The sequence below is a fragment of the Natrarchaeobius chitinivorans genome, assembly GCF_003841505.1.
Taxonomy (GTDB): Archaea; Halobacteriota; Halobacteria; order Halobacteriales; family Natrialbaceae; genus Natrarchaeobius; species Natrarchaeobius chitinivorans.
This window is the reverse complement of the sequence record NZ_REGA01000030.1, coordinates 1-26,591: the sequence shown is the minus strand read 5'-3', so window position 1 is coordinate 26,591 and position 26,591 is coordinate 1. Positions and strand designations below refer to the sequence as shown.

Genomic DNA, 26,591 nt, shown 5'->3' with positions numbered 1-26,591 from the left:
GTGAGCCCCTCGTCAGCCTTTAGCAGGATTCGTGCGCGGGTGATATCCTCTGCTCTATGTTCACCCGTCGAGATAATCGCCTCAAGTTCGCTTCGTTCCTTGTCAGAGAGGTTGACGATGTGCTTTTTCCGTCCCATCCCTATAGAGAGGTGCTCAGAAGAGATAAGCTAAGCAGTCGACGCTTGCAAGTGCACTAGTGGCGTCCCAAGCCTGAACTGATGAGCGAAATCATGCGGTGTGGTCCGATTTCGCCCATCAGCCGATGGTTGGAACGATACTAGTACCGTTCAAAGCGTCGACTGATGAGCGAAATATTGCGGTATGGTCCGATTTCGCTCATTGGTTTGGGGTTGGGAACGCCACTGGCGACTCCCTCGGCTTACGCAGTCGTTCGGATCGAAGCGGCCGATTTTTCTCACATCGTCTCTCCGAGTGATGACACAGCCGGCCCGATGCCATATCGCCGCCTTCGGAGCTTTGCAGTGTCGACCGGCGATCGGACCGGCGGTCGGTTTCGTCACCGATTCCTCCGTCCCTCGCTCGAGGGTATGTCCCTGAGCGGTGACTGTCGGACGGTGGCGTCGTGGCGACTCCCGCCGATTCTCCTCTCGTAGCTCACTCTCTCGCGCCCAATAATTTACAGGTGTACGGGTGTAATATCTTCTGTTTCTCGCCATGCACGAATCATGGCCGGAAATAAATATATTTTTTGGACGCAGTCCAACCCAGCCGGACAAACTTAGCTAGAGTATAATCTGGCGATGTTCCCGGTTTACGAATGGAAAGGCTTCCCCTCGAGAACCCGGCCGCTGCGGTACTCCCATTTGGGGGACGAAATCCGGTTCTATCCGGGAAATAGCCGAGTACGATCGCCGGAGCGGATTCGTCGTCACCACTTTCGACCGCCGAATTCGGTTACGACAGATTCAACAGGTCGAGTTCTGTCCCGTCACCGTTTTCGACTGCAGTCTCGTAGACGACGTGGGCGGTTGCGACGTCCTGAATCGCCAATCCGGTACTGTCGAAGACCGTGATTCCGTCGCGCGTTTCACGGCCGGCTTTCACGCCGGCGACGATTTCGCCAAGTTCGGCGTAGATATCGTCGTCGGTGAGATCGCCCCTCGAGTAGGGAACGTTGATCTCCCCCGAGTGGGTTGTCTGGGCGTGATCGTCGATGACCAACGTCGACTCGAGGGGGATGTCGGTCTCGAGTTCCTGTTTTCCCTCCGCGTCGGCCCCCATCGCATTGATGTGCGTTCGCTCGCCGACGTCCTCGAGGGAGACGATCGGTTCTCTGACGGGTGTGACAGTAGAGAGGACGTCGGCCGATGCGGCTTCGCTCGTCGATCCTCGCTTCACGTCGAACTCCTCGTCGTAGGTATCGACGAACTCGTCGACGCGGTCGTCGTCCGGATCGGCGACGACGATTTCCCGGATCGGCCGGACCTCAGTGATCGCATCCACCTGGGTGTACGACTGAATGCCGGCACCGACGATGCCGAGCGTACTCGCGTCCTCGACCGCGAGGTGGTCGGTCGCGACGGCCGCCGCAGCACCCGTGCGCTTCATCGTGACCGACGTTCCGTCCAGAAACGCCAGTGGCAGTGCGGTTTCCGGATCGGAGTAAATCATCGTCCCCATCACGGTCGGGAGGTCGTGTTTGTCGGGGTTTCTCGGGTGAACGTTGACCCACTTGATCCCCGCCCCGTCCCAGTCGCCGGCATCGATGTAGGCGGGCATCGAGCGGAAATCACCCTCGTACTGATCGAGCGTGACGTAGGACTTCGCGGGCATCTGTACTCTTCCGCGTTCGTAGGCGTCGAAGGCGTCTTCGACTGCCGAAATCACGTCGACCATCGGTGCACTTTCCGCGACGACGTCGCTCGGAAGCAGACGTACTGTCATATACAGTGAGATAAAAAGCGACAATATAACAACAACCGAACCGGCAATATTGTCCTACCTTCCGTTCGAACGAACGGGGAACTTACGAACACAATTCAGAAAACACGTCTCAGGGAAAACTTTATGCTATTATGTTGCAACCTCCCTGTATGTCGCTCAATTCGGAGCCCGATCAACGTGGCTCGTCAGCCGCTTCCATCCCTCACTGGTACGGACCGGACGACGAACCGATCTCGCTCGTCGACGGATCCGGCGCGTACGTCTACGACGAAGCCGAAAACGAGTATCTCGATTTCCTGGCCCAGCTGTACTGCGTCAACGCGGGTCACGACGACCAGCGGATCATCGAGAAGATGACCGAACAGGCGAACCGAATCCCGTACGTTTCCTCGTCTAAGCGAAACGCGACGCGGAACGAACTGGCGAACCGCCTCGCCGACGTCGCACCCGATTCGCTCTCGGACGTCTTCTTTTCGATCTCCGGAAGTGAGGCGAACGAGTCGGCGATACAGATCGCTCGCGAGTACACTGGCTCTCAGAAAGTGCTCACGCGATGGCGATCGTATCACGGGTCGACCTACGGTGCCGCGGGGTTGACTGGCGATCCAGAAACCAGATCCGTCGTCGAGCGCCACGCCGCGGTAACCGGCGTCGGAAAGTTCCTTCCACCGCTCGTTCATCGATCGCCCTTCGATGGCGATACCCCCGAAGAGATCGGTCGGCAAGCCGCCGAACACCTCGAGTTCGTGATTCGCAACGAGGGGCCGGACTCGATCGCGGCGATACTGACCGAACCGATCGCCGGGACGAGTGGCGCGTATCCGGCACCACCCGGCTACTTCGAACGCGTCAGGGAACTCTGTGACGAGTACGACATCCTGTTGATCTCCGACGAAGTCATCGCCGGCTTCGGCCGATGCGGAGACTGGTTCGGTATCCAGACCGAGGGCGTCGAGCCGGATATGATCACGTTCGCGAAAGGCGTCACGAGTGCGTACGTCCCACTTGCGGGCGTTCTCGCGAGCGACGAGATCGGCGACTGGTTGAACGAAACCGGCATCGAAGTCGGGCAGACGTTCGCTGGACACCCCATCGGCTGTGCAGCGGGTCTCGGGGCGATGGACGCCTACGAGGACGGATTGATCGACAACGTCCGGACGCTCGAGGGCGAGTTCCGCGAGGGGCTCGAGGCGATCGAGCGCCGCCACGAGGCAGTCGGATCCGTCCACGGTCGGGGCTTCCTGTGGAGCGTCGAGTTCACCGATCCCGAAACGGGTGAGCCGTACTTCGATCCGCGGGTCGACTCCGGCGACAACCCGGCTGAGCGCGTTCGCGAAATCGCCGCGGAGAACGGGGTGCTCTTCGGCAGCGGTCGACCGGACGTCCAGGTCCTTCTCAGCCCGCCGCTTTGCATCGATTCGGATCAACTCGAGGACGCACTGTCGGTCCTCGACGCCGCCATCGACGAGGTGTTCGGCTGATACGGTTTACTGTACGTCATTTCCGACGCAACCGCGACCCGGGCGACGGTTGGGCCGGTAAATCGTGACAGTAATCCGTACGAGTTTTCCACTCGAGTCCGGTCCGACCGGCGGCGCTCGTCCGCGGTCAGTTCGGTTCCAGTTGTATGGCCGGTGTAGCCGATGTGGTTGGTTCTCCCGGTGTTTTTGGTGTGGGCCCCTGTGTTTCGTCTTGCGATGCTGGCTCTCCCCTCCCTGGACTAAACACGAAATGTGGGGCATATGTTGGACTGCATCTAGGATCAACCACTATCCTCGGATTTAGATTCTCAATTCCGAAGCTTTTAGTTCGATCGCCGGAATACGTCTCTTATGGAGACGCTCGAATCTGTAGACCAATCCGAAGCGGTTCGCAACTACGTCGACGGTGAGTGGGTATCGCCCGAGGGCGAGGGGGATATCGTTACGACCAACCCAGCGACGGGCGAGACGCTGGCGACGGTTCCGTTCAGTTCCTCGGACGACGTCGATTCCGCCGTTCGCGTGGCGAACGACGCCTTCGAAGAGTGGTCCGCCCTCCCGGTCGAAGAACGCATTCAGCCCCTGTTCGAACTGAAGTCGTTGCTCGAGGACCACCAGGACGAACTCGCGGAGATCCTCGTCCGAGATCACGGCAAAACCCTCGCCGAGGCTCGAGGGGAACTGCGCCGGGGGATCGAGAACGTCGAGGTCGCCTGTGGCATTCCCTCGATGATGCAAGGTGGTGCGTTGCTAAACGCCGCCCCGGAGATCGACGAGAGCGCCGTCCGGAAACCGCTCGGCACGTTCGCGGCGATCACTCCGTTTAACTTTCCGGGGATGATCCCGCTCTGGTTTCTCCCGTACGCGGTGGCGACGGGGAACAGCTTTCTTCTCAAACCGAGCGAGCAGGATCCGCTCGTTCCCCAGCGACTGTTCGAACTCGTCGACGAGGCCGGCTTCCCGGACGGCGTCGTTCAACTGCTCCACGGCGGCCCGGATACGGTCAATGCGTTGCTCGACCACGACGGCGTCGAGGGCATCTCGTTCGTCGGCAGCACTCCTATCGCAAAGCACGTCTACGAGCGGGCGGCTGAAAACGGCAAACGGGTTCAGGCTCAGGGCGGCGCGAAAAACCACGTCGTCGTCACGGAATCCGCCGACCTCGAGTTCGCGGCCGAACAGACCGTCTCGTCGGCGTGTGCCTGTGCTGGGGAACGCTGTCTGGCCAACGACGTCGTTCTGATCGACGAATCCGTCTACGACGAGTTCACCGAGCTGATTCTCGCGGAAGCCGACCGGCAGACGGTCGGCAACGGACTCGATCCCGACACGGACATCGGCGCGATCATCAGCGACGAACACGAACAGCGCATTCGTGACCACGTCGAGACCGCACTCGAGGAGGGTGCAACGTTGCTTTCCGACGGTCGAGAGGTGACCGTCGACGACTGTCAGGGCGGTAATTTCCTCGGCCCGACGGTGTTGGGCGACGTTTCCGCCGACATGGAGGTCTCTCGAGAGGAGATCTTCGGCCCGGTGATCGCGCTGGATTCGGTCGCGTCGATCGACGATGCGATCGAGCGGATGAACGCCAGTCGATTCGGAAACGCGGCGAGCCTGTTTACTGCAAGCGGCGCGGACGCTCGCCGGTTCCGTCACGACGCGGAGATCGGGAACATCGGAGTCAACGTCGGTACGTCGGCCCCAATGGCGTTTTTCCACTTCGGCGGCTGGAAGGAGTCGTTCTTCGGCGACCTTCACGCCCAGGGCGAAGACATGATCCACTTTTATACGGATAAAGCGATCTACATCGAGCGGTGGCCGGACGCGTAAGCTGCCGTTCGGTAGTCTCCCCGGCTCTATATGGGGTGACCCGACTGATTGACCGTGCTGCGCTATTGGGATATACGGTAGTCGCTCACGTCTCGATCGCACGTTTTGATCACGCGCCTCGATCGCACGTCGACACTCGCAGTCGACCCGCTACCCGGCTCGTCTCGTTCCCCGTCCCAATTACCCCGAGAACGCCGACCATTGACAATCACAACTCATATACTAGATCCGAACATTTCCGAAGATTGAGACGCATCAGACGACGATGCAAGCGGAGTCTGAACGATTTCCAGTCCACAACCGACCACTCACCACGTCCAACACGGTACCGAATAGACTTTCTGTTGTCGCAATCAGAGGTAAGCTATCGGTAGTATGAGCCCGACACTGGACAAGAGGGATATCGATATTCTCTTCGCGATAGCCGAACAGCAAACGCCCAGTACGGAGGCGATCCACCAGTCGACGGGAATCCCGAAATCGACCGTCCACTACCGCCTTCAGAGTCTCAAGGACGACGGCGTTCTCACGAACGACCTCTACGAACTCGACCGGGAGAAACTCGGCCTCGAGATCACGGTTATCTCCGAAATTCGTGCCGAATACGGCGAAGGATATCACGAACGGATCGGCAAACAGCTGGGGGAAGTCGAGGGCATCAACCAGGTCTACTTTACGATGGGTGATACGGACTTCATCATCATCGCCAGACTCTCCTCTCGAGACGACGTCGAAGAACTCATCGGGAAGTTCGAGTCGATCGACGGCGTCGAGCGCTCCAGTTCGAAGTTCGCGATTTCGACGATCAAAGAGAACGTCAGTGTGAGCAATTTGCAGGATTACACGAAGGAGAAGTTGCTCGATGCACAGGATGCGTCCGACAGCGATGGAACCGAATGAACATTCATAGGAAGGACATCACTTTCAGCTTTCGATAATAAACCTGTCATAGTTGACTCCGGAAACGTTGCACACGCTGAGGGGTACATTCGTCATCCCCGTGAATATACTCGATAGTCTCTTACACCGCAAACGGGTGTACTCGCCCAGCGTCGTCACGATCCGGGGGTGGGTCCCCGATTTGGTACAGTACTCCGGCTTCTGTTACAGATCCGTCCGGGTGAACCAGATCTGACTGATGAGAACCAGCCCGACCGTCATCGCGACGAGACCGCCCGCACCGACGAGGTCGTAGCTCCCCTCGAGGAGGATCTCGTTCGGATCGAAGTACCGCATCGGTGCGACAGCGCCGATCGCTTCGTAGTCGGTGTTCTCGAGCAGCGACTCGAGCAAGAATAGTCCGAACGTCCCGCCGAGGGCGACGCGCTGAGCGATCGCCGATCGGTCGAAGACGACCGAACAGAGGATCCCGATACCCCCACAGGCGAACAGGTACGGGATCGACAGCGCGTGGACCGCGACCACGTCGGCGACTGGCAGCGACTCGTCGATGAGGTGACTCCCTCCGAGAACGACCGGCAAAACGAGAACGTTCACCGTAACGATCGGAACGCAGAGGGCAGCGAACTTTTCGGCGAGGAGTCGCCCACGGGATACCGGCATCGCCAGCAGGGTGTCCATTCGGCCGCGATCGATGTCGTCTGCGATCACGCCGGCCGCACTGTACGCGACGTAGAGTCCGAGCAAGATCGTCCAGCCGAAGACGTAGAGTTCGAACGCGAGAAACCCCTCGAGTGTGGCCATCGTCTGGACGTCGAACAACTGAAGCATCGCTTCCGGGTACGCCTCGAGGAGTTCGTCCTCTTCGAACGTATCCCGAAACGAGGGGAAGACCCAGATGACGACCGCGGCCAACAACGCCATCCCGATCGATAGGTACAGGCTTCCCTTGACCCGCTTTCGGGCGTCATAGCGGAAAAACTCGAGCATCTCACTCCCCTCCGTAGAATCGGAGAAACACGTCCTCGAGCGGGGCTTCCTCGATCGATACGTCCATCAACTCGTAGTCCTGGAGTTGCGCGAGCAGCGTGTTGATGTCCCCCGTAAATGTAAATGCACACTCGATGAATTCGCCGTCGGGAACGGTCTCGTTCGCCCGCTTTGGCGTCCCCGTTTCGAGGTCGTGGACGCCATCGATCTCGAGTCGTTCGACCGGTATCGGCGTCGCACTGGCTACACGAACGACTTTTCCGCTCCGGGTCAACAGTGTCTCGATCGGCTCGACCGTGACGAGACGGCCGTTGCGGATAATACCGATCCGATCACAGAGCCGTCGGACCTCGCTCAGGATGTGCGAGGAGAAAAACACCGTTACGCCCCGTTCCTGTTCCGATCGGAGGAAGTCGGCGAATCGCTGTTTCATGAGGGGATCGAGCCCACTCGTCGGTTCGTCGAGTATCACGAGATCCGGATCGTGCATGAACGTCGATACGATTCCGAGTTTCTGAACGTTGCCGCGGGAGTACTCCCGAACTCGGCGCTCGAGAGGCGGATCGAATGACTCCAGCAGTTCCTCACGACGGGTGTCCCCTTTGATCGACGCGTGAAGGTCGAGGATCTCCGCCCCCGTCGCCTGTTCGTCAAACCCCGGTTCGTCGGAAAGATAGCCGATCCGCCGTTTGGCTTCGATAAGCGCCCGTCTGTCTCGGACATCGCGTCCGAGCAGTGTTGCCGAACCGGCAGTTGGCGAAATGAACCCGAGCAGCAGTCGGATCGTCGTCGTCTTTCCCGCGCCGTTCGGTCCGAGGTACCCGAAGATCTCTCCGTGATCGACGCTGAACGTGAGATCGTCGGCGGCAAGGACCTCTCCGTAGTCCTTGGTCAACCCCTCGAGTTCGATTGCTGCCATACTTGACTGTGCGTTCGGCTGTCACATTACTGTACGCCTGCGTTTGCCCCTCGTCGGTGTTGGATCTCGATCGTCGGCTCACATTGCCGTCTCGTCACGGAAGCAGTCGGCGGAGACGAGAGGGGACGGGATCGTATCGCTTTGCCAGAACGACCGTTCCCGCAGCGTGTCTGCCGACCGCTTCGGAAACCGTCCCGAGCAGCCGCCGCTGGAGGATGCCACCCCGCGAGACGCCCAGAAGCGTCACGTCGTGTTCGGACGTCCGGTCGGTGATCGCCCCGGCGACGTCGTCGCGCTCTACAAGTCGAGTGTCGACCGAACGCGCTCCGTCGAACTCGTCGGCCGTCTTCGACAGGAGCGATCGTGCCCGCTCTCGAGAGAGATCCGGATCGTCCGACTCCTGGACGTGCAACAGGGTGACGGCGGCGTCGTTCTGGCGGGCGATCGCTGCGGCCGTCTCCGCGGCGAGTCCGTCGTGGGGGCCGCCCGCTACCGGCACGAGGATCGAGTCGATAGCTTCGGTACCCGTCTTGATCCGTTTGACGAGTACGTCACACTCCGCATCCCGAAGCACCCTGTCGACGTGACTTCCCAGGATGACGTCCTGCCGGGGCGGTCGACCTCGCCACCCCATCAGGACGGTGTCGGCGTCGTGTGCGTCCGCAGCACCGACGATTCCCGTCGCGATTCTTCGTGCGATACGAATCCGGTGATCGACTGGCACGCCCGCGGCCTCGACGCGCTCTGCAGCGTTCGCGAGAAGTCGTTCGTCCTCGTCCTCGAGCAGGTACCGACGCCCGTCCTGTAACGACAGTTGCGGCGGGACCTCGAGGACGTAGACGAGCAGTATCCGCGCTGAGCGATCGACTGCGACGTCGATAGCCGTATCGAGTTGTCGCTCGGCCGTTTCGGGGTTTGCGATCGGAACCAGTATCGTTCGGTCGGCGGTCGACGTCGTGTTGTTCATTTACGTCCGATGTTTGCCCGGATCCATTGTAATCGTTTGTGTCTGTCGCCTCGAGTGACCAGTGCTTGTAGACGAAACCGGGGACGTTCCTTACGCTGGCTCGGCAATCCGTCGACGTTCTTTCGTTCCAACCGAGTTCTGATCGGCAGGGTCGATTCCGGTCCCGAACTGAATCGGTCATTCGTAGACTCTGAAACTGACCATTTACAATAATAGTCGGACTTATAACCCTATCATAAGTGGTGATGCTCGGAAAGGGGAATCCATCGTCACGTCTCCGACTCACGCTCGTTGGCTAGGGATGACGTGTGGAAGGACCCTTATTCGTCTTCTTCGTCGTCTTCGACGAGTTTCGGAAAAATACTGATACGGAAGTATCCCGTCCAGAAGAGGGCAAACACGAACCCGACGGCGAGGAGTGTCCACCGGCTGTCAATGTCGATTTGCATAGTAGTATAGCCGGCAGTCAGTACGATAGCATAATTGTAAAACAGAACGGTGACGTCGGTCGATCTCGGTTGCATGATACGACCCCCGCAACGCAGACGGTAAATACCAGCGTTCTTCTTCGGTTTGTCGACCCGGTCTCAGCCTGAGACTGTCGGACAGAACTATAGTAACAACTGAAACGATTCACACACCGATCGCCGATCTGTCCCGCGATCGGGTGTGCAATGACGTGCAGTGGCTACTATAGTGGCGTCTCAAGCCTGAACTGACGAGCGGAATCGAACCACACCGCATGGTTTCGCTCGTCGGTCGACGCTTGGGAGGGTACTCAGTTGCGCCTCGAGGCGAACGGTGAACGGAGTGGGCCGTGAGCAAGCGGAGGGCGGTAGCGACCGAGCGGGGCGGGCCGCTACGAACCACCTGACCAACGGCTTACACCGCTCGGTACAACAACTACCGCCCTGGTGGACTCAGAAAGGGCGAGGCTGTCTCGTCGTCCCCCGATCCAGCAAGCACCGCAGGCACGAGGGGCACAGCGGCGTTCCCGCTCGCTCCGCTCACGGGAGCAAGTGAGACGTGGTCTCGCGTGGTCGCGGGACGGCGGGCGACCGAGGGCTTTCATCGGTGGATACGTTCGCATGGCCAGCGGAACCGAGGGTCCCGCACTCCCCTCAAGGAGCGAACGGCGCAAGCCGTGAGCGAGTAGTATGGGGTAGTTCACTTGGCGGTTCCGTTCTCGAGAACGGCAACGATATCGGAGAGATCGAAGAGGCGGAGGTCATCACGCTCGTCTGCAGCTTCCTCGACCGAGCGTTTGAACCCAGAACGACTGAATAAGGCGAATTCATACGTCGGCTTACCACCTGTGGTTGGCGTCCAGTCGATGTGCTCCACGTCGTCTTCGAGACCCGAAAGCACATCATAGCCGAGGGGAGCGCTGGTGAATTTCGCTTCACCAGCAATAAGCGTCGATTCGTCGGTCGGTGCGACGACGTCTACCTCCCGGCCCTTGTACCACCACTGGCTCGGCACCTGCGTAAGCTGGTAGTCTGCATAGAGTGCCGGCATCGCCTGGTGACAGAGCGATTCGAACGTTTCGCTGACGAATTCGGGCAATTCCGGTTCGATGAGATCCGCGTAGGCGTTCTCGCCGTAGAGTTCGTACTGCCCCCCGCGGCCGTAGAGATACCGGAAGTAAAACCGGAATACGGGATCCCGAATGTGGTACCGAGTCCGCTTGCTTCGCGCCGGATCGGCGAGTGCCGGATGGTGTTTCTCGATGATTTGGAGCGTTTCCAGCCGGTCGAAGTAGTACGACGTGTTGGTGCTCTCGATGCCGGCTCCCTGGGCAATCTCGTTTCGACTGCGGTTCCCGCTGGCCATCGATTCCAGCACGGAGAAATACGTGTTCACCTCGTTGAGCTCCATCTGGAGGACGGTTTCGGGCTCGTCGTGGAGTGGGCCATCCGGGTCGAACAGCAGCCGCGTGATGTTCTTTCCGAGGCCCTGTGATGGATCGAGGGGGCTGAGATATCGGGGTGTGCCGCCGAAGACGCCATAGACGAACACCCGTTCTTCGGGATCGTACGTCGGCACGAACTCTTGAATGGAGCGAAACGGCAGCTGGGTGAGTTCGAGGCGGCCATTTGGTGTCTGTGACACGCGGCCGTAGAGTGGCGCACCGCCATCGAGGACGTGGGTATGAATCATGCCGATTGCAGAGCCTGTGAGTACGAGCGTTGCCTGGCTTTCGTCGACAGCTGTATCCCACAGGTGTTGAATGATCGATGGAAGCCCCTCGTTCGATTCGATGAGGTATGGAAATTCGTCGATGACGATGACTGCGTCTCTGTCGGTGAGGTACGTTAAGAGCGGTTCCCATTCCTCTTTGACGGCCGTGATATCTGGATAGGTCGTCGCTGCTGCCTCGACGAACCGCCTGAGCTGTGTCGTCGCTGTTCCTTGGACTGCCTGATAGTACACGGCATCGTCGCGGTCGGCAATCGATTGGCGGACGAGTTCGCTCTTGCCGATCTGCCGGCGCCCATAGACGATTGCGAGTTCTGCTGTATCACTCTCGTAGAGGGTCTGCAACCGATCGAGTTCATCGATCCGATTGACGAACTGGTCCATACCTCCAGTTATTGTGGGAGATACATATGTGCTCCGAAGTTAGGAACTAGACTATTATAGTTCAAACTATAATATTTTGAGCCCTAACGACAAAGGTGGAGTTGCGGCGACAACGGTCCAGAATGGCCCCGGCGGCCTCGAGCGCGCGGCGAACGGTAGCTCGAGCTATGGCCGCGTCAGTCACTCCCCGGCGCGGTACAACGTGCCCGGCCGCACGATCATCGACGCACGCGACGAGATTAAGCGGCCATCCGTCGCGAGAAGGATCAGGACGACCCCGACGAGGACCGACTGGCGGAACTCGAGGGACTGTCGGGAGCGCTAAAGTGGATCCTCGTCGCTTGCTTCGGATATCAAGGGTTCACCAATGCGAAATTCGGCCACATCGAGTGCCACGAGGCGATTAACGCATTCGCTCGCGAGAGACTGCTGACGGCGAAACAGCGGCTGGAAGCCGGCGGCTGGCGGGTCGTCCACGGCATCGTCGACTCCATCTGGGTAACCCCAAACCCCGACGTCGACGACGATGACCGCGAGGACCTCGAAGCAGCGTTCTGGACATGGTCCCCAAATGGAGAGCCGACTCCAATTTCCGTCGTCTTTTCCGAGACAGTTGCCGACGGATCGTAGAACTCGTCCGTTGCACCGATAGCCCGTTCGATCGTTTTCTCACCGTATGTTGATCCCTCCGCGTAGTGAACCTCGTCTCACTTTTCGCGCATGAGTCCCGACTGCCGAAACAGGCGGTCGATCCGTGTACGATCCCCACCAGTCCAGAACGCCAGTAAACAGCACAACGCCATATCGGCTTCCGACTGGCTGTCGTAGCCAGCTGTTGATCCCCGCCATAGTCGATCGAACTTCTCTCCGTTGCTCGCCGAGCGTGCTTTCTCGAGGAGGTCTTCATCCTCGAGTTCCAGTGGCTGATCACGAGCCTCGGTATTTGGTGGCTCGTCGTCGACAGTGCCAGCCGTGCCACTCTCCTCGGACGCGACGAATTCCTCGTGGACCTCCTCGAGTGCCTCCTGTCGTTCGTTGATCGACGCCGGTGCTCCGTCGACGTGGTCTGCGGTCACCGTAAAGAATCGAGCCTGGTCGTACATCTCGATCGAGCCATGTCGGTTTCAACCATCCGGAAGATCGCCCTCGAGGAGTACGTGATACCCCGTTCACGATGGCGAAACCTCAGTGAACGAATCAAGCTGTTCGATGATCGACGACGCCGGCTCGAGTGGCTCGCCTGTCTCAGGATCGCGGCAATCATCTAGGTCCACACCGACCAGCGGATCCGTCGCCGTGAAGACGAAGCCAACTCCATCGGCTGTACCAATCGCCGCGTACTCGAGTGCCCGCTCAAGAGAAGTCCACGTCCGGTCGTCCATCGTCGACGCAAAGTTTCCAGACTCCGGATCAGCTGGTACTTTCGTTGTCTTTCCGTCGCGGTCCTCCGTTCGCCAGCAAATCCACTGCGTTCGTTCAGCGAGTGTATCCGGTATTGCTTCGACATCGATCCCACGTGCTATCTGATCACTCATGGTCGACCTCCATCGGTGATGACTCTCCGACTCTCGAGGAGTCGAAAAAACTCGAGGGGGTGAACGCTTCGTCGCTCTCGAATGCCAGGACCGACGGGGTAACCCTCCTCTATACTAGTCGGTTTTGGCCCCGAATTTCCCTGGACATCAACCGCAGTCTTGCAGTTTTTCCCTGGACATCCTCGTCCAGGCATTCTTCCGATTTCCGGAAAGCCTGGACGGCAGTGGTTGCAGATGGAATCTACTCGATATATGATGGTGTCTCTCATAGCTTATTCGAGGAAGGTTCGGCCATAGGACGACAGTGTAATACCAGTATAGTGGCGTACACGCTTGTCGTCTCGTGTTGGGCGACACTCATCATACGAAACATGCTCGCTCAGCTTCCGGCCGAACCAGGATTTCGCATACGCCTCTTGATCGTGTGCGTCTGCCCATGCTTCATAGGCGTTGTAGAGTCCATCTTTTGCGATTTCGGCGTGTTCCTTTTCGATGAGACACTCCTCGACGAAGGTCCCAAAATCCACGCACTGTGAGCTATTTGATGAGCAGCCTTCAGACAGACTCTCTGAAGAATCAGGAGTAGGTGACCCACACCCAGATTTTGAGTCAGGAGTCGAGGCGGAATCATCAGACTGTTCTTGTCCAGTGGAACTGAGTGAACGGACAGCGGTCAGCGAATCCGACTCTTCGATTCGAGAGATAGTATTGGATCTCGCTGGCGCATCTCTCGCGAGCGTCATCGACTGCTTTGCTATGGTACATTCCACAGCTCTACATGAGACCTCGTCGCTATCGTAGCCGGAACTAGGAACCAATAGCAAATGTGAGAATAGCCAATTCCAATTTAGCCTATTCTCAAATTCGTTTGTGTCTCCTCATCGATAGCAACGAGCGTGTCGCCGACCGTTACGTACGCGGTCTGACCAGCTATCCCGACGTAGTCTGTAGATAGTCTGCCACCAAAATCGTCGTTTGGAACAGTGTACTCCCAAAGCACGTCACCCTCATCCGGAGTGGCTCGGGATATATACCGTCCGGAACTAAGGAGTAAATCACCGTCATATAATGCCAGGCTGGTAATTCCCACCTCTACAAGGTGAGTCACCTCTCCAGTTTCGAGATCGACTCGATAGAGGCCCCACGTGGTTACTATATAGAGCACACCGTTATATGCGAGTAGTCCCCGCTGTCTCCCACGTATGCCCGTTTTGAACGTCCATTCACATTCTCGAGTCCCGTCGAGGTCGAATCGGGTAATTCCGTGTCCCGAAGTGCTAGCAACGAGCGTCTCAGTCAGTGGGTCTATCTCGAGATACGTATTCTGGGTAAGAGCTGGCTCGTGATCTCGCTCAAACGAATAGCTCCAGCGTGTTTGGCCAGTGAAATCGACGGCGTAGATGGTTTGATCCGTCGGGTCCAAAGCGAATACGGAACTATCATATGAGTGACACGAAAGTAGGAATGTGATATCTTTCTCCCAGCGTAGCTCGGGCTGGTCTACGAGATCAGTGGTTGGGGTGTAGCCCGTTCGCTGCGGATCCGACCGGAACGTTGTCTATCCTCTATTTGGCTGCCTCATGGTTCACCTATGCAATGACATAACCTACGTTCTGAAAATGTTACCTCTGCTATAGTAACCGCTGCATCTGTTTACACACTGATCGTACATCGGTGGAAGTGCTGTAGTCCGCAATCCGACTGATTCGGGAGAATTTATACTCGTGGACGTTCACGTTTCGGTACGAAAGCGGTGACAATGCGGAACAATACAATATGGTTGACATGTTATCTGACAATAATCCCGACGGGATTGAGCGCGTTTCTTTCGGTGATCGAATCCAATGACGTACACTGCAGGAATAATCGGCACCGGGGGGATCGCTGGGATGGGCATCCTCGGTATGCACGACGAGGGGAAGATCGGACGAGAGAAGATTCAGGCCAGCCACGCAGGCGGGTTCGATGCCAACGACGAGATCGAACTGGTCGCCGTCGCCGACGTCGACGAGGAAAAACTCGAGCGGTTCGCCACCGCGTGGGAGATCGACCCGGACAGCCGATACGTCGGCCACGACGCAATGCTCGAGAGCGAGGACCTGGACGTCGTCTCCGTTTGCACACCGTCGTATCTTCACCATCGCCACGTTGTGGATGCTGCCCGCTCGGCTGCAGATCCCGATCTGATCTGGTGTGAGAAACCCATCGCATCCGACGTCACTGCGGCCCGCGAAATGATCGATACGTGTGCGGAGACGGACACCGAACTTCTGGTGAATCACTCGTTCCGGTTCACTGATAAACTTCGGCAGCTCCGTACCCTCATTCAGGACGATCGGATCCTCGGCGACGTCCACTCCGTTGCCACCCAGTTCCGGATGGAGCTCCTCCGTAACTCGACGCATCTCCTGGATACGCTCGTTTACCTCCTCGACTCACGGGGGGAAACCGTCTCCGGACACATTACGGGCGAAAACGAAGCGGTCGACAGTCTGGAGGCGAACCAGCAGGTCGACGACGCCGGCGGGGGCGGCTTCGTCGTGATGGACGATGGGACGTTCGTCACCATCGACTGTACGATCCCTCGGGAGAGTTCCTCGATGACGTTGCAGTTTATCGGGAGCGAGGGAAAGCTCTACATGAACAACGACGACGGCGAGTGGCGCTACTGGCGACTCGAGGACGGTGACCACGTCGAAGAGCCGCTTCCCGGCATCGAGGGATCCTGGACCTGGGAGGAGGACTATCAGAACGCCTTCGCAAACGCAGCCTCGCACATCGTCGACGTCCTCGACGGAACTGCCGAAAACGAGTCGACCGGCGAAGCGGCGACTCGATCCCTCGAGATCATCATCGGGTTTTACCTGTCACATCACACCGGTGGACAGGTCGATATCCCGCTGGCACGGCCGCTTCGCGACGTCTGCGTGACTTCCTGGTAGGTCAGACTTTGTTTGGCCTGGGTGGTTTACCTTCTCTGGGCCTGGGTATTTTACCGTCTCCGTTGCCGACCCCGAACGTGGGTGGAGAAGTCGAACGCTGATACGGTTTACTGTAAGTCCTTGCCGGCGCACCCGCCGCTCGGGTCGCGGGTGCGCCGGTAAACAGTTACAGTAATCCGTATGAAAGCCTGGGTAAATCCAGCAGAGGGTGTCACTCGAACTTCAACTGGACGCGTTAGATCCGGGGATTCGATGGAGAGATGGACATTTATATCCGCTCTCTATAACTACCGATACCTGTGGCGGATAATCGAGGAGAACAGTCGCTCAGGGCACTCATCCCGTGGCACTCGCGGACCTTTCACGTTATCATCGCGAGTTCGCTGATGGGTGTGATGGGTGTGTCGCTCATCAGTCCGGTGTTACCGGAACTCCGGCACGCGTTCGGTGTCGCGGATACGCAGGTCGGACTCGTCATTACTGCGTTTACGTTCCCGGGGATTTTCCTCACACCGGTTATCGGGTTAGTCGCCGATCGAATCGGCCGGAAACGAGTTCTGGTGCCCCTGCTTATGATATTTGGCGTATCTGGGGTCGCGATTGCCTTTACGACCGACTTTACCGTCGTACTGGTGTTGCGGGTCTGTCAGGGGATCGGTGCAACCGCCCTCGTCATGCTGGCTGTTACGCTCATCGGAGACATCTACGAGGGTGCTCAACTCGATGCAGTCGTCGGCATTAACGGGAGTATGATCGGGATCGGGGCGGCGTTCTTTCCGTTGGTCGGCGGCCTTCTCGCAGTCGTCGCCTGGTACGTTCCGTTTCTCTTCTACGGAGTTGGCGTGCTCGTCGGGGTGGTAGCGCTAGTAGTGATCCAGGAGCCAACACGGGAGGACGCGATGGACGTACGGACGTACCTCGATCGCCTCCTCGCTATCGCTCGGCTCCCCCGTATCCTTGCGATATTTGTCGCGCTGTTTGTTACCGTATTCGTCTTCTACGGGGGAGTGATTACCGCGTTACCACTGCTACTGAGCGACGAGTTCGGATTAGGTCCGGGGACGATCGGACCGATCCTGGCCGCGATTGCGGTGACTGAGGCGACGATCGCCTCGCAGTACGGGCGGCTCGCTCAAATTCGGACGGGGCCAGAACTGGTGACTCTGGGCTTCGTTGCCTACGGATCGGGTTTTCTCCTCCTGTGGGTCACGTCCTCCATCGCGGTCATCGTGGTTGCCTTGCTTGCCTTCGGTGTCGGCTTCGGCGTCATCTTCCCGTCGATCGATTCGACGCTCATAACGGACAGTTCCGAAGATCTTCGTGCTGGTGTGATGGGGATGCGCACCAGCATGCTACGCATCGGCCAGACGCTCGGACCGGTCGGATTTACGGGTGCGGCTGAAGCGTTCTTCGTAACGACCCTCGACGGATATCGTACTCTTTTTTTCGTTACCGGCGCAGTCGTCCTCGTCGGGGGAACTCTCGCGTACGTGAGGCTTCGCAGATGAGTCTCCACGTTCGAACTCGAGTGAGGATACGGATGTAGTAACAACTGGCACTATTTCCACACTGATCGAACAGTTCACGGATCACTGCGTTACCCGTTCGCTGTCGCAGTTCTCGTACACTTCGCTCGCTCCGAACCGCGCCCGCTTCGAACCGCGGTCTCTTCGTGCGATGGAGTGCGCGATGACGTGCAGTGGCTACTACCGACACGGGTACCGAACATGCTGGAAATCGATGTACTGAGCCGCCGTGGGCCCGATCCCGCGACGGCGTTTTTACGCCGGCAATTACGATTTTGCCGACACGTATACGAAACGAACCTCGCGAATTTGATATAGCGAAATATGGTTCATGAGATACTGCCCACCTCGTCACGACATTCGGTGTATTTCGGTTGTCTCTTACAGACAACGCAATACACGATACTTTTTAGTGACTATCATTACAACTGATATCCGTGAAAATGACCGCGTTGAACGAGAAGCGGGTCACACTGAGCGGCGATCGAATCGATTAACCATGTCCGATACACGCATCAGATGGTCTCACAGGTCCCTCGAGGAACTGCAGACGTTCTGGAACACCACGATCGAACCGACACTCCATCGCGAGGGCTACGACCTCGCGGAGCGTCCCGGGTACGACGACCTTCTCGAGGTCGGATACGGAGGAATTCAGGATGCACTCCGTCGTCACCACGATATGACGCTGTCCGAATTTCTCGAGACGGTTGGATACGACGACCGTCGTTCGGCGGAGGAATATCGCTGGGGGATTCAAAACGAGACGACGATCGACGAGCTCGAAGGGTATCTAGAGACAGTCCGTCGCCGCCGGGGTCTCAGCGAGCACACCGTTCGGTCGAAGCGGACTCGACTCGCCCGGTTTGCGCGACGCTACCGCGATCTTTTCGACGATGCAGACTTGGTCGCCCGGACTCGAGACCGGGATCTGGCACCCGAAGAAAACACGCGAGCGATGGCGATTTTCGACGAGTTCGACGACGAATTGCGGAGTCCAGAGTCGAAGCTTCACCACCTCACGGACGTCGAGGACTTCTATACGTATCTGGGGACGATCCGGAACGTCGCGAGGTTCAATCCGGTCGCCAATTTTCGGGAGTCTGTGTACGAAAAGTGGACCCGGGAGACGCCTGATCGGGCCGATCGCTCCCTTTCGTCGCTCCAGGCTGCGCACGTCCGGGAACTCGTCGCGGCGTGTGACAGTCTGGAAGACCGTTTGCTCGTACTCGCGACGTGTGCGTGGGGATTACGCCGTGGCGAGGTTGCTTCGCTCCATCACGATCAGTTCGTACTCTCCGATGGCGATCCACGGATCGTGTTCGGGGCTGATCGAAAGAACGGGCCTGGATCGGTGACGATACAGTACGGACTCGAGGACCTCGAACATCGGCTTTCGACACTCGCAGTCGAGGCGGAATGGAATGGCTTCCTGTTTCCCTCACGAGCAGCCCAATCGGGACATATCTCGCCGGATACGGTGACGAACCGGTTCAAACGACTGGCCCGGGATGCTGGGGTCCGCGTCGATGGAGAGGTCCCGACGCCACAACTCGGTCGTCGGTTCTGGTATCGGACGTATCTCGACGCCGTTCAGGCTCTCGCGAGACAGGTCGAACGGATCGCCCAAGAACAGGGAAGTACGGATGCACGGGTCGTCGTCGAGAACTATCTCGGTGAAGCCGAAGCCAGGAAGCGTCGGCGAAAACTGATGAGCGAACGCCTCGCAGCGGCTTTCGGTACCTAACGCAATCGAGTCTCTTCTACCGTATCGAGAGTGAGCGGTGAGACGTTAAACTGTTCGTTAAACCTATTATGGCTATATCGATATGTGCGCCAGTACCCCACAGTTTTCGCACATGCTGCACTTGGTCTCCCGTCGTCGCCGTTCGCCATTCCGCGTTTCTCATTACCCCCGCCGTTTGCTCCGAACCGCGCTCTCCTCGTGCGAGCGGGTGTGCATTGACGTTCAGTAGCTACTAATGCGGTTGGGACCATCCGTATTCGGTGAGGACCTTTTTGATGTCGTATCGAGTATGCAGGTAAGCACTTCGACTCGTCGATAACATCTTCAAACACGGCATTTCACACGAACTGTGCTCACTACAAACGATCTCGAATTTGGCCATAGATCCCTTGCAGCGGCCTGAAGACGCCGGTCTCCAGCAATATTCCGGTGTCTTGTGTTGTTCGTAGAGTCAACCACATTCAATCGGAGTCGAACGGGTCGAGTCGGTCCTCGATCTCTCGTCCTATTGCAAGCAGGGTTTCGTCGGCCCCGCGGGCACCGACGAGCATCACTCCGACCGGTAACTCTTCTTCGGTTACCGTCGCACACGGGATCGATAGCGCCGGGTGACCAGTGACGTTGAACGGCGCCGTGTTGTACACCATGCTGATCGCACGGCGCACCCTATCGGCAGTCGATAGGTCGGGTTCGATCCGATGGGCAGTGTGGGGAGTCGTGGGCATCGCAAGCACGTCAACGTCTTCGAACGCGTCGGCGTAGGCTGTCCCGAGGTCGCGTGCCAGTCGTTTCGCCTGGATGTAGTGGCGAGAGCCGTAGGTTTCCGAGAGATATTCCCCGAGGACGAGTGTGTACTTCACGAGCGGTTGTATCGACGCCCCGCGCTCGCGGCGCAACCGGGAGAATGCCTCCGCGAAGTGGTCGTCGTACCGGCCGGGACCGCTGCGGATTACCCCTTCATCACGAAACAGGGAAATGATCTCGCCGTTCGCAATCGCAGTCCAGACGTCCATCCCGGTTTCATGAGGTGGAATTGACACTGACAAAGTGTCTGCATTGATGGAAGACATCGCCGATCGCACTGCGTCGTCGACAGTTTCCTCACTAAACGGCGTGTCGAAACCTTCCTCGAGAACGCCCACCGTGGGTGCGTCGGGTTTCCCTCCAGTGGCTTGCGTTCGGTCAAGATCGACGGTATCGTGATCGGCCCGCTGTCGTGGGTCCTCGGGATCGAATCCGGAGACGACCTCGAGGGTGCGGGCACACCGGTCGACGGTTCTCGCTATGATTCCGATGTGATCGAGCGAGTGTCCAAGTGACATGGCGCCTGTAAACGGCACCTGCCCGTAGCTCGGTTTCAGACCCACACAACCGGACCAGGAGGCCGGAATGCGGCCCGATCCACCCTGGTCGGTACTGATCGCGACGTCGACGGCGTCGGTGACGACTGCGGCGGCCGAACCGCTCGATGATCCGCCAGCCAGAAACGCAGGATTGCGAGGGTTGGAGACGACGCCCTCAGCTGCAAGTTCGCCGCTGCCCGCAACTGCCAAGGCGTCCATCGTGAGTTTACCTCGAACAGTAGCCCCTGCTTCGAGCAGTTGGGTCACGACCGTTGCGTCCCGATCGGGGACGTACCCTGCGAGCACGTCGGACCCTGCCTGCATCGGAATATCGGCGACAGCGATGTTGTCTTTGACCCCGACGTCCCACCCCGAAAGCGGTCGGTCGTCCGTCGCGGCGTCCGGCTCGTGCTCGATCGTACACTGTCGGACGAAGGCGTTGTAGGGGTCCGCCGTGTCATCCGGAATGGTACTTGTCCGGTTTCGGCACTCAGGCGTCAACGATACGTCTGCGTGGCCGGCGGCTTCGTCGATACGCTCGTACACTCCGAGCATCGTTGGCAGGAACTCGACCATAGCGTCGAGTTCGTCCTCCTCGAGCGAGAGGAAGTGTCTCGACGCGAGCGACTGTATCCTGTCTTTCGTGGGAGGGGTGAGGGGAACAGTATTCGGCCTATGATCAGCGCCCTCTGGTTTGTCGTTTGAATCTCGCATCGGTACAATCACTCGAGACAGAGTAGTTAACCGTACTGGTGGCGTGTACCCAAATCGAACTCGATGAATGTCGAACCGGTCCGAGCGGTTCAGGAACCGTCGCGGAGCCCCCGGACTCTACTCTTGAGATCACGCTCGTGGATTTGTTCGTCGATCCACGGGACGATGCCCTCTTTCGTGTACAGGAACAGTACGATCAGGAGACTCCCGAAGAGGATCAATCGTAGTTCCGTGATCGCGGTGATCCCGAGCGTTTCGAGGAGTTCGCTGCCGTAATCCCGAACCAGTTCCTCCAGCACCAACACCGCAGCGGCACCGACGACCGGTCCGAGGATAGTTCGCATGCCCCCGAGGACGACCATAATCAAAACGAGTACGTCGATCCGCTGGAATTGGAACATGCCTGGGAGGATGAATCCCTCGAGGTAGACGTACAGCGCGCCAGCGACCCCGATCAGCATTCCGGTGACGAAACCGGCAAGGACCTTGTACCTGACGACGTCGACGCCGACAACTTCGGCTGCCAGTTCGTCTTCTCGGATCGCGTTGAATGCGAATCCCATCCGGGAGTTGATCATAAAGTGGTAGCCAAGCATGACGGCTAGCAAGAATGCGATCAGGAAGTAATAGAAGACGTGCGGATCCTCGATGAGGCCGGTAACCTGGTACCCGGTGGTCCCCTGAGTCAACCAGCGAGCACCCCCGAAGAACTCGATGAAAGCGAGCTGAAGAGTCATCGTGAGGATAGCGATGAGCATAATCGTCATGTCTCGGCGAGCGGCGACGTAGCTGACGATCACGGCGATGAGTCCCGCGATCACCGCTCCGGCAAAGATGGTCACCCAGGGCGTGATGTCGTAATTGATCGCGAGTAACGACGTCGCGTAGCCGCCGACCCCGGCCAGTCCACCGACGAACAGGAATAACTGGTTTGTGTGCCCGAAGGCGATGTTCAACCCCATCGTGAACAGGGCAAACACCAGTATGATCGACATGAACCTGAGCTGGTACATGGCGGTGAAGACGAACGGCGCGATCGCGAAGGCGATTCCGACGGCGGCGATCTTGTAATAGTTGGGATGAACACCGATCATAGTCCCACCTCACCACGGACCGTCATCGCACCGACGGCGACAAGGAACAGGATCAAAACCGCCTGATACGCCCCGATAATGAACGTCGAGTAGGTCAACACCAGACCGAGAAAAATCCCGGCCAGGATGGTGCCCGAGACGCTTCGGACGCCACCGACGATTGAGACGATCAGTGCGTAGACGGTGAGTTCGAAGCCAGAAATCACCTGTACCGACGACGACAGTCCATAGAGGACACCGGCCATGCCGATCAGGACCGCGCTCATAACGAAGATCACGGTGCGGAACTTTCGTGGGTTGATACCACAGTGTAACGCACCGACTTCGTCCTGAGTTATGGTTCGCATTGCCTTTCCGGTAAAGGTTTCTCTGAAGAACAAAAACAGCCCGACCAGTGTTACCGTCGAGACAGAGATGATGATGAGGTTACCCGTTCGAACCGAGAGCCCAGCGATGTCCATCGAACCGAGGCTGATTGGCACGGAGTATCGACCAGTGAAGAAATTGAATAATATTCCGTCGATTGCCATCGCCACCCCGAGCGTCGTGAAAATTCCAAGGAGGACTCGTTCCCCATCTTCGGAGCGGTAGACGATAGAAAGGAGTCCTTTATCGATTAGCAAGGCGATAACCCCGATTCCGATCAATGCGATCGCGATTGCACCAATCAGCGGCACGCCAAAGTCGACCGCGATGATGGTCAACAGTATAGTTACTACCGCAAACGATCCTGCGGCCAGGTTTAATACTTCTCCGAGCCCATAGACGAGCGTTATTCCAACCCCCAACAGTGCGAAGACGAATCCCCTGGCGAGGCCGTCTACACCCACTTCGAGGTACCCCGAGATGGACTGTCCAACCGCGAGGAGAGGGTCGGCCGCGAGGGCCTCTAATAACAAATATTCTGTCATGATTGTACGCGTCATTCGTAGAACTTGATGCCCGGATATTAAATCATTCGCCACGTCGTGGGTCGCTGCCATCATTGACCGACGCAACTTCTCGTGGCGAACACCGGGCGTAGGATAATTCCGATTCAGCGCTGGACCCTTGATTCAGGTTTGTGCCGGTTCCGATTCGTACATCTTTAATACTGATCAGCCGATAACCAACGATCAATGTTAGAAGTGGCTGACGTAACCAAGCAGTTTGGCAACCTTACTGCGGTCGACGAGGTCTCTTTCGAAATCGGATCGGGAGAAATCGTCGGCCTCCTCGGGCCAAACGGGGCGGGAAAGACGACGCTTTTTAATTGTGTCAACGGTGTCTACACTCCCGACGGGGGGGAAGTGCGCATGAACGGGGTATCGCTCAGCGACAAGCCTGTCAACGAAATTTGCAAACTCGGTATCGGACGATCGTTTCAAATCGTCCGAACCTTCAACAACACCACGGTGCTGGATAACGTGACCACAGGCGCTCTCTTTGGACGCGATGGAGAGTCGATGTCCAGGACTCAGGCTCGCGAAGAGGCCTACGAATACATCGAATTCGTCGGCCTCGAGGAGGAAGCAAACACCCTTACAAAGAACCTCACGATCGCGAACCGCCGGAACGTCGAATTGGCCCGGGCACTCGCCACCGATCCCGATCTGATTTTATTAGACGAGGTCGCAAGCGGACTCAATCCCGCCGAAATCGGCGAAATGTCCGATAAAATCGTCCAACTCCGCGACGAATACGACGTTTCGGTTTTCTGGATTGAACACATTATGGAAGCAATCATGTCGAACGTCGATCGAATCATCGTTTTACACCACGGAGCGAAGATCGCCGATGGAACCGTCGAAGAAATAAAAGCCAACGATGAGGTCTCGGCGGCCTATTTCGGGGAGGAAGTATAATGCTCCGGGTCGAAGATATCGACGTCTCATACGGAGACATACAGGTTGTCTGGGACGTTTCACTTGAGATCGGCGAGGACGAAGATATCGTCGCGATCATCGGCCCGAACGGCGGGGGTAAATCGACGACGTTGAACGCGATCTCCGGCATCAAATCGATAGATGACGGCCGTGTTACTATCATGGGAGAGGATGCGACGAGCCTCAAGAAACACGAAATCGTCGACCTGGGATTCGTACAGGTACCCGAGGAGCGAAACCTCTTTCCCGCGATGACGGTGCTGGAAAACCTCGAAATGGGTGCATTTCCAAAACGCGCACGCGATAAGCAAGAAGAAACCTTACGAGAGGTTTTCGAGTTGTTCCCCGTCCTCGAGGAAAAACAGGACCAGCAGGCTCAGAACCTGAGTGGTGGCCAGCAGCAGATGGTCGCAATTGGTCGTGGTCTTATGGCTCGGCCAAAGATACTCGCACTCGACGAACCATCTTCGGGTCTCGCACCCAAGATTGTCGATCGCGTCTTCGAGACGATCGATCAAATCAGTTCGGATACAAAGATACTCTTGATCGAGCAACACGTTGATCTCGCACTGAATCTCGCGGAGCGGGCATATCTCCTCGAAGGTGGGCGAATGGTGACTTCCGGGAGCGGCGACGAACTGGCGGACAGCGAACACGTCAAGAAAGCCTATCTCCAGGACTGATCCGGCTGACCTGATAATCGTGTGGCCTCTCCCCAAGGATTTATATGCTTCCTACAATATAGCTCGTCTGAGGCATAATAATGAAACGTATTTCGAGACGAGATGCACTGAAAATCACTGGTGCATCCGGTTTCACGGTGGGGCTTGCGGGTTGTATAGGTGGAGACGACGACGATGATGGTGATACCACGGACGACGGGACCGACGATGGAGGTGGCACAGACGAGAGCCCGATCGTGATTGGCTCCTTGCAGGAGTTTACCGGGGCATTCCCGCGGATAAGCGAGGAAAATAACGCTGGTGCGGAGTGGGCAATCGAGAAACTCAATGAGAACGGTGGTGTGCTCGATCGGGAGATCGAGCTCGATGTCGAGGACTCCGGATCCGATCCGCGAGAGGGTGATACGCTATTCCAGCGATTCGTCGAAGAGGAAAACGTCTCGGCCGTCATCGGTCCAGTTTCGAGCGACGTCGGGGTGCGTATTTCCCAAACCGCAGAGGAATTGGAGGTGCCGCTGTTTCTCAACCGGGCGGGGGATCACCAGATCCTCACCCGGGACTCGCGGTACACCTTTCGGACGAACCTGTTGCCGGGGCCGGCGAGCATCGAGGCAGATGCGGAGCTAGTTCAGGACGAAGGGTTTACTCAGGTAGGCGCAATCATCGCCGATTATGCGTGGGGACGAGCGATCGAAGACGCGATCGCAGAGTTCATTGAGCCGTTGGACGGCGTAGAGACCCACATCGAGGTGGCTCCACCCGGCGAAGACGACTTCTCCCCGTACATCCGTTCGATGCCCGATGACCTCGAACTGTTGATCGCCTCATCACATCCGATGGGGACTCCGACGATCGTGAGCAATCTGATCGAACTCGATCAAGTCCCGGAGATGGTCACCGGGGCGAACGAGCCGGGTGAAAACCTTTGGGATGCCCTCGGTGAGGACATGGTCGAGGGGAACCTTGTCGACTGGCGTCTTATCGATCCCGAAGACGACGATTTCGTCGAACTCGCTGAGGAGTACAACGAGGAAACCGGCGAGCGCATGACGACTGACATCGCTACCGGGTACAGCACCGTTATGATGATCGCCGAGGCGATCGAGTCCGCTGGGTCGGCTGCCCCGGGTGACGTCGCCGACGAGATGCGCGAGATCGAGTACGATGGCCTCTGGAGCGCGCCAGTGTCGTACACCGAATGGGGTGAACTCGACGGTGCTCGACAAGTCTACGTGAGCTTCGAAGCGGAAGCGCCCGACTACTATCCGGACGGCGAGTGGCGGTTGAATACCGAATTCGTCACCGATCCCCTCGATCCGCTAGATCCCGACGACTGGGATTGACTGTCATCCGTTCTAGCTTAGTGACTGGCTGAGACGGCGACCACGCCGAAATTGCACCGAGTCTGACCGCTATCATACCGAGATAGCTGCTGTTCCACCAAACCAGCCGGTTCTTCGTTATGTCTCCCGTCACAGGCGGCGCACTCGCAGTCGTGAGTGCGCCGCCGTTCCAGAGCCATCGCTGATCAGTCCGGGCGATCCAGCCCGTCTCGTCAGGCGAG

Annotated in this window: 20 protein-coding genes and 2 pseudogenes; 10 read left to right on the top strand and 12 right to left on the bottom strand. The window is 58.0% G+C overall.

Annotated elements, in window-relative coordinates; genetic code table 11:
- Positions 1-915 precede the first annotated feature (915 nt).
- Complete coding sequence (locus EA473_RS21050) at positions 916-1,905, bottom strand: ornithine cyclodeaminase family protein (RefSeq protein ID WP_124197585.1); 990 nt, start codon at positions 1,903-1,905, stop codon at positions 916-918.
- 149 nt (positions 1,906-2,054) lie between these two features.
- On the opposite strand from EA473_RS21050, the gene EA473_RS21045 reads away from it, so the two are divergent.
- The 3 genes from EA473_RS21045 to EA473_RS21035 all read left to right on the top strand — a co-directional run bounded on the left by EA473_RS21045 (position 2,055) and on the right by EA473_RS21035 (position 6,119).
- Positions 2,055-3,386 (top strand): aminotransferase family protein, encoded by a 1,332-nt coding sequence (locus tag EA473_RS21045; protein WP_124197584.1) that lies wholly within the window; start codon positions 2,055-2,057, stop codon positions 3,384-3,386.
- A 351-nt stretch (positions 3,387-3,737) separates the two neighbouring features.
- A complete protein-coding gene (locus EA473_RS21040; RefSeq protein ID WP_124197583.1) occupies positions 3,738-5,219 on the top strand; it encodes a CoA-acylating methylmalonate-semialdehyde dehydrogenase in 1,482 nt (493 codons plus the stop codon).
- Positions 5,220-5,594: 375 nt separating this feature from the next.
- On the top strand, positions 5,595-6,119 hold the full coding sequence (locus EA473_RS21035) for an Lrp/AsnC family transcriptional regulator (RefSeq protein ID WP_124197582.1): 525 nt from the start codon (positions 5,595-5,597) through the stop codon (positions 6,117-6,119).
- A 204-nt stretch (positions 6,120-6,323) separates the two neighbouring features.
- Here the strand turns inward: EA473_RS21035 and EA473_RS21030 are convergent, their stop codons facing one another.
- The 5 genes from EA473_RS21030 to EA473_RS21015 form a co-directional block, all read right to left on the bottom strand.
- Positions 6,324-7,109: an ABC transporter permease subunit gene (locus tag EA473_RS21030; protein ID WP_124197581.1), complete on the bottom strand. Its 786-nt coding sequence runs from the start codon at positions 7,107-7,109 to the stop codon at positions 6,324-6,326.
- 1 nt (position 7,110) lies between these two features.
- Positions 7,111-8,028 (bottom strand): ABC transporter ATP-binding protein, encoded by a 918-nt coding sequence (locus tag EA473_RS21025; RefSeq protein WP_124197580.1) that lies wholly within the window; start codon positions 8,026-8,028, stop codon positions 7,111-7,113.
- Positions 8,029-8,122: 94 nt separating this feature from the next.
- Complete coding sequence (locus tag EA473_RS21020; protein WP_124197579.1) at positions 8,123-8,995, bottom strand: universal stress protein; 873 nt, start codon at positions 8,993-8,995, stop codon at positions 8,123-8,125.
- A gap of 320 nt (positions 8,996-9,315) precedes the next feature.
- The gene (locus EA473_RS23130; RefSeq protein ID WP_279387680.1) at positions 9,316-9,444 is read right to left on the bottom strand and encodes a hypothetical protein; all 129 of its coding nucleotides are present in this window, start codon (positions 9,442-9,444) and stop codon (positions 9,316-9,318) included.
- A gap of 718 nt (positions 9,445-10,162) precedes the next feature.
- Complete coding sequence (locus tag EA473_RS21015) at positions 10,163-11,578, bottom strand: ATP-binding protein (protein ID WP_124197578.1); 1,416 nt, start codon at positions 11,576-11,578, stop codon at positions 10,163-10,165.
- Positions 11,579-11,795: 217 nt separating this feature from the next.
- Here EA473_RS21015 and EA473_RS22925 point away from each other — a divergent pair.
- Positions 11,796-12,124, top strand: a pseudogene (locus tag EA473_RS22925) (type B DNA-directed DNA polymerase); the annotation flags it as partial.
- 68 nt (positions 12,125-12,192) lie between these two features.
- Here the strand turns inward: EA473_RS22925 and EA473_RS21005 are convergent.
- The 3 genes and pseudogenes from EA473_RS21005 to EA473_RS20995 form a co-directional block, all read right to left on the bottom strand.
- Positions 12,193-13,113 (bottom strand): annotated as a pseudogene (locus EA473_RS21005) (phage NrS-1 polymerase family protein); the annotation flags it as partial.
- A 272-nt stretch (positions 13,114-13,385) separates the two neighbouring features.
- Positions 13,386-13,856 (bottom strand): primase-like DNA-binding domain-containing protein, encoded by a 471-nt coding sequence (locus tag EA473_RS21000; RefSeq protein WP_124197577.1) that lies wholly within the window; start codon positions 13,854-13,856, stop codon positions 13,386-13,388.
- A gap of 104 nt (positions 13,857-13,960) precedes the next feature.
- Positions 13,961-14,536: a PQQ-binding-like beta-propeller repeat protein gene (locus EA473_RS20995; protein ID WP_124197576.1), complete on the bottom strand. Its 576-nt coding sequence runs from the start codon at positions 14,534-14,536 to the stop codon at positions 13,961-13,963.
- A 421-nt stretch (positions 14,537-14,957) separates the two neighbouring features.
- Between EA473_RS20995 and EA473_RS20990 the strand changes: the two genes are divergently transcribed.
- From EA473_RS20990 to EA473_RS20980, 3 genes are all read left to right on the top strand, one after another.
- The gene (locus EA473_RS20990) at positions 14,958-16,055 is read left to right on the top strand and encodes a Gfo/Idh/MocA family protein (protein WP_124197575.1); all 1,098 of its coding nucleotides are present in this window, start codon (positions 14,958-14,960) and stop codon (positions 16,053-16,055) included.
- A gap of 299 nt (positions 16,056-16,354) precedes the next feature.
- Complete coding sequence (locus EA473_RS20985) at positions 16,355-17,563, top strand: MFS transporter (RefSeq protein ID WP_207890227.1); 1,209 nt, start codon at positions 16,355-16,357, stop codon at positions 17,561-17,563.
- 517 nt (positions 17,564-18,080) lie between these two features.
- Positions 18,081-19,328, top strand: a complete 1,248-nt coding sequence (locus EA473_RS20980) for a tyrosine-type recombinase/integrase (RefSeq protein ID WP_124197574.1) — start codon at positions 18,081-18,083, stop codon at positions 19,326-19,328.
- 461 nt (positions 19,329-19,789) lie between these two features.
- Here EA473_RS20980 and EA473_RS20975 read toward each other — a convergent pair whose 3' ends face one another.
- From EA473_RS20975 to EA473_RS20965, 3 genes are all read right to left on the bottom strand, one after another.
- Entirely contained in the window at positions 19,790-21,385 is a 1,596-nt protein-coding gene (locus EA473_RS20975) for an amidase family protein (protein ID WP_124197573.1), read from the bottom strand.
- Positions 21,386-21,474: 89 nt separating this feature from the next.
- Positions 21,475-22,479 (bottom strand): branched-chain amino acid ABC transporter permease, encoded by a 1,005-nt coding sequence (locus EA473_RS20970; RefSeq protein WP_124197572.1) that lies wholly within the window; start codon positions 22,477-22,479, stop codon positions 21,475-21,477.
- Positions 22,476-23,405, bottom strand: a complete 930-nt coding sequence (locus tag EA473_RS20965) for a branched-chain amino acid ABC transporter permease (protein ID WP_207890226.1) — start codon at positions 23,403-23,405, stop codon at positions 22,476-22,478. Before EA473_RS20965 ends, EA473_RS20970 begins: the two co-directional genes overlap by 4 nt.
- 192 nt (positions 23,406-23,597) lie before the next feature.
- On the opposite strand from EA473_RS20965, the gene EA473_RS20960 reads away from it, so the two are divergent.
- The 3 genes from EA473_RS20960 (at position 23,598) to EA473_RS20950 (ending at position 26,370) form a co-directional block, all read left to right on the top strand.
- Positions 23,598-24,323 carry an ABC transporter ATP-binding protein gene (locus EA473_RS20960; protein ID WP_124197571.1) on the top strand — a complete coding sequence of 242 codons (726 nt, stop codon included), beginning with the start codon at positions 23,598-23,600 and terminating at the stop codon, positions 24,321-24,323.
- Positions 24,323-25,027, top strand: a complete 705-nt coding sequence (locus EA473_RS20955) for an ABC transporter ATP-binding protein (protein ID WP_124197570.1) — start codon at positions 24,323-24,325, stop codon at positions 25,025-25,027. The genes EA473_RS20960 and EA473_RS20955 overlap by 1 nt, the downstream gene beginning before the upstream one ends.
- A 137-nt stretch (positions 25,028-25,164) precedes the next feature.
- A complete protein-coding gene (locus tag EA473_RS20950) occupies positions 25,165-26,370 on the top strand; it encodes an ABC transporter substrate-binding protein (RefSeq protein ID WP_165875353.1) in 1,206 nt (401 codons plus the stop codon).
- Positions 26,371-26,591: the final 221 nt, after the last annotated feature.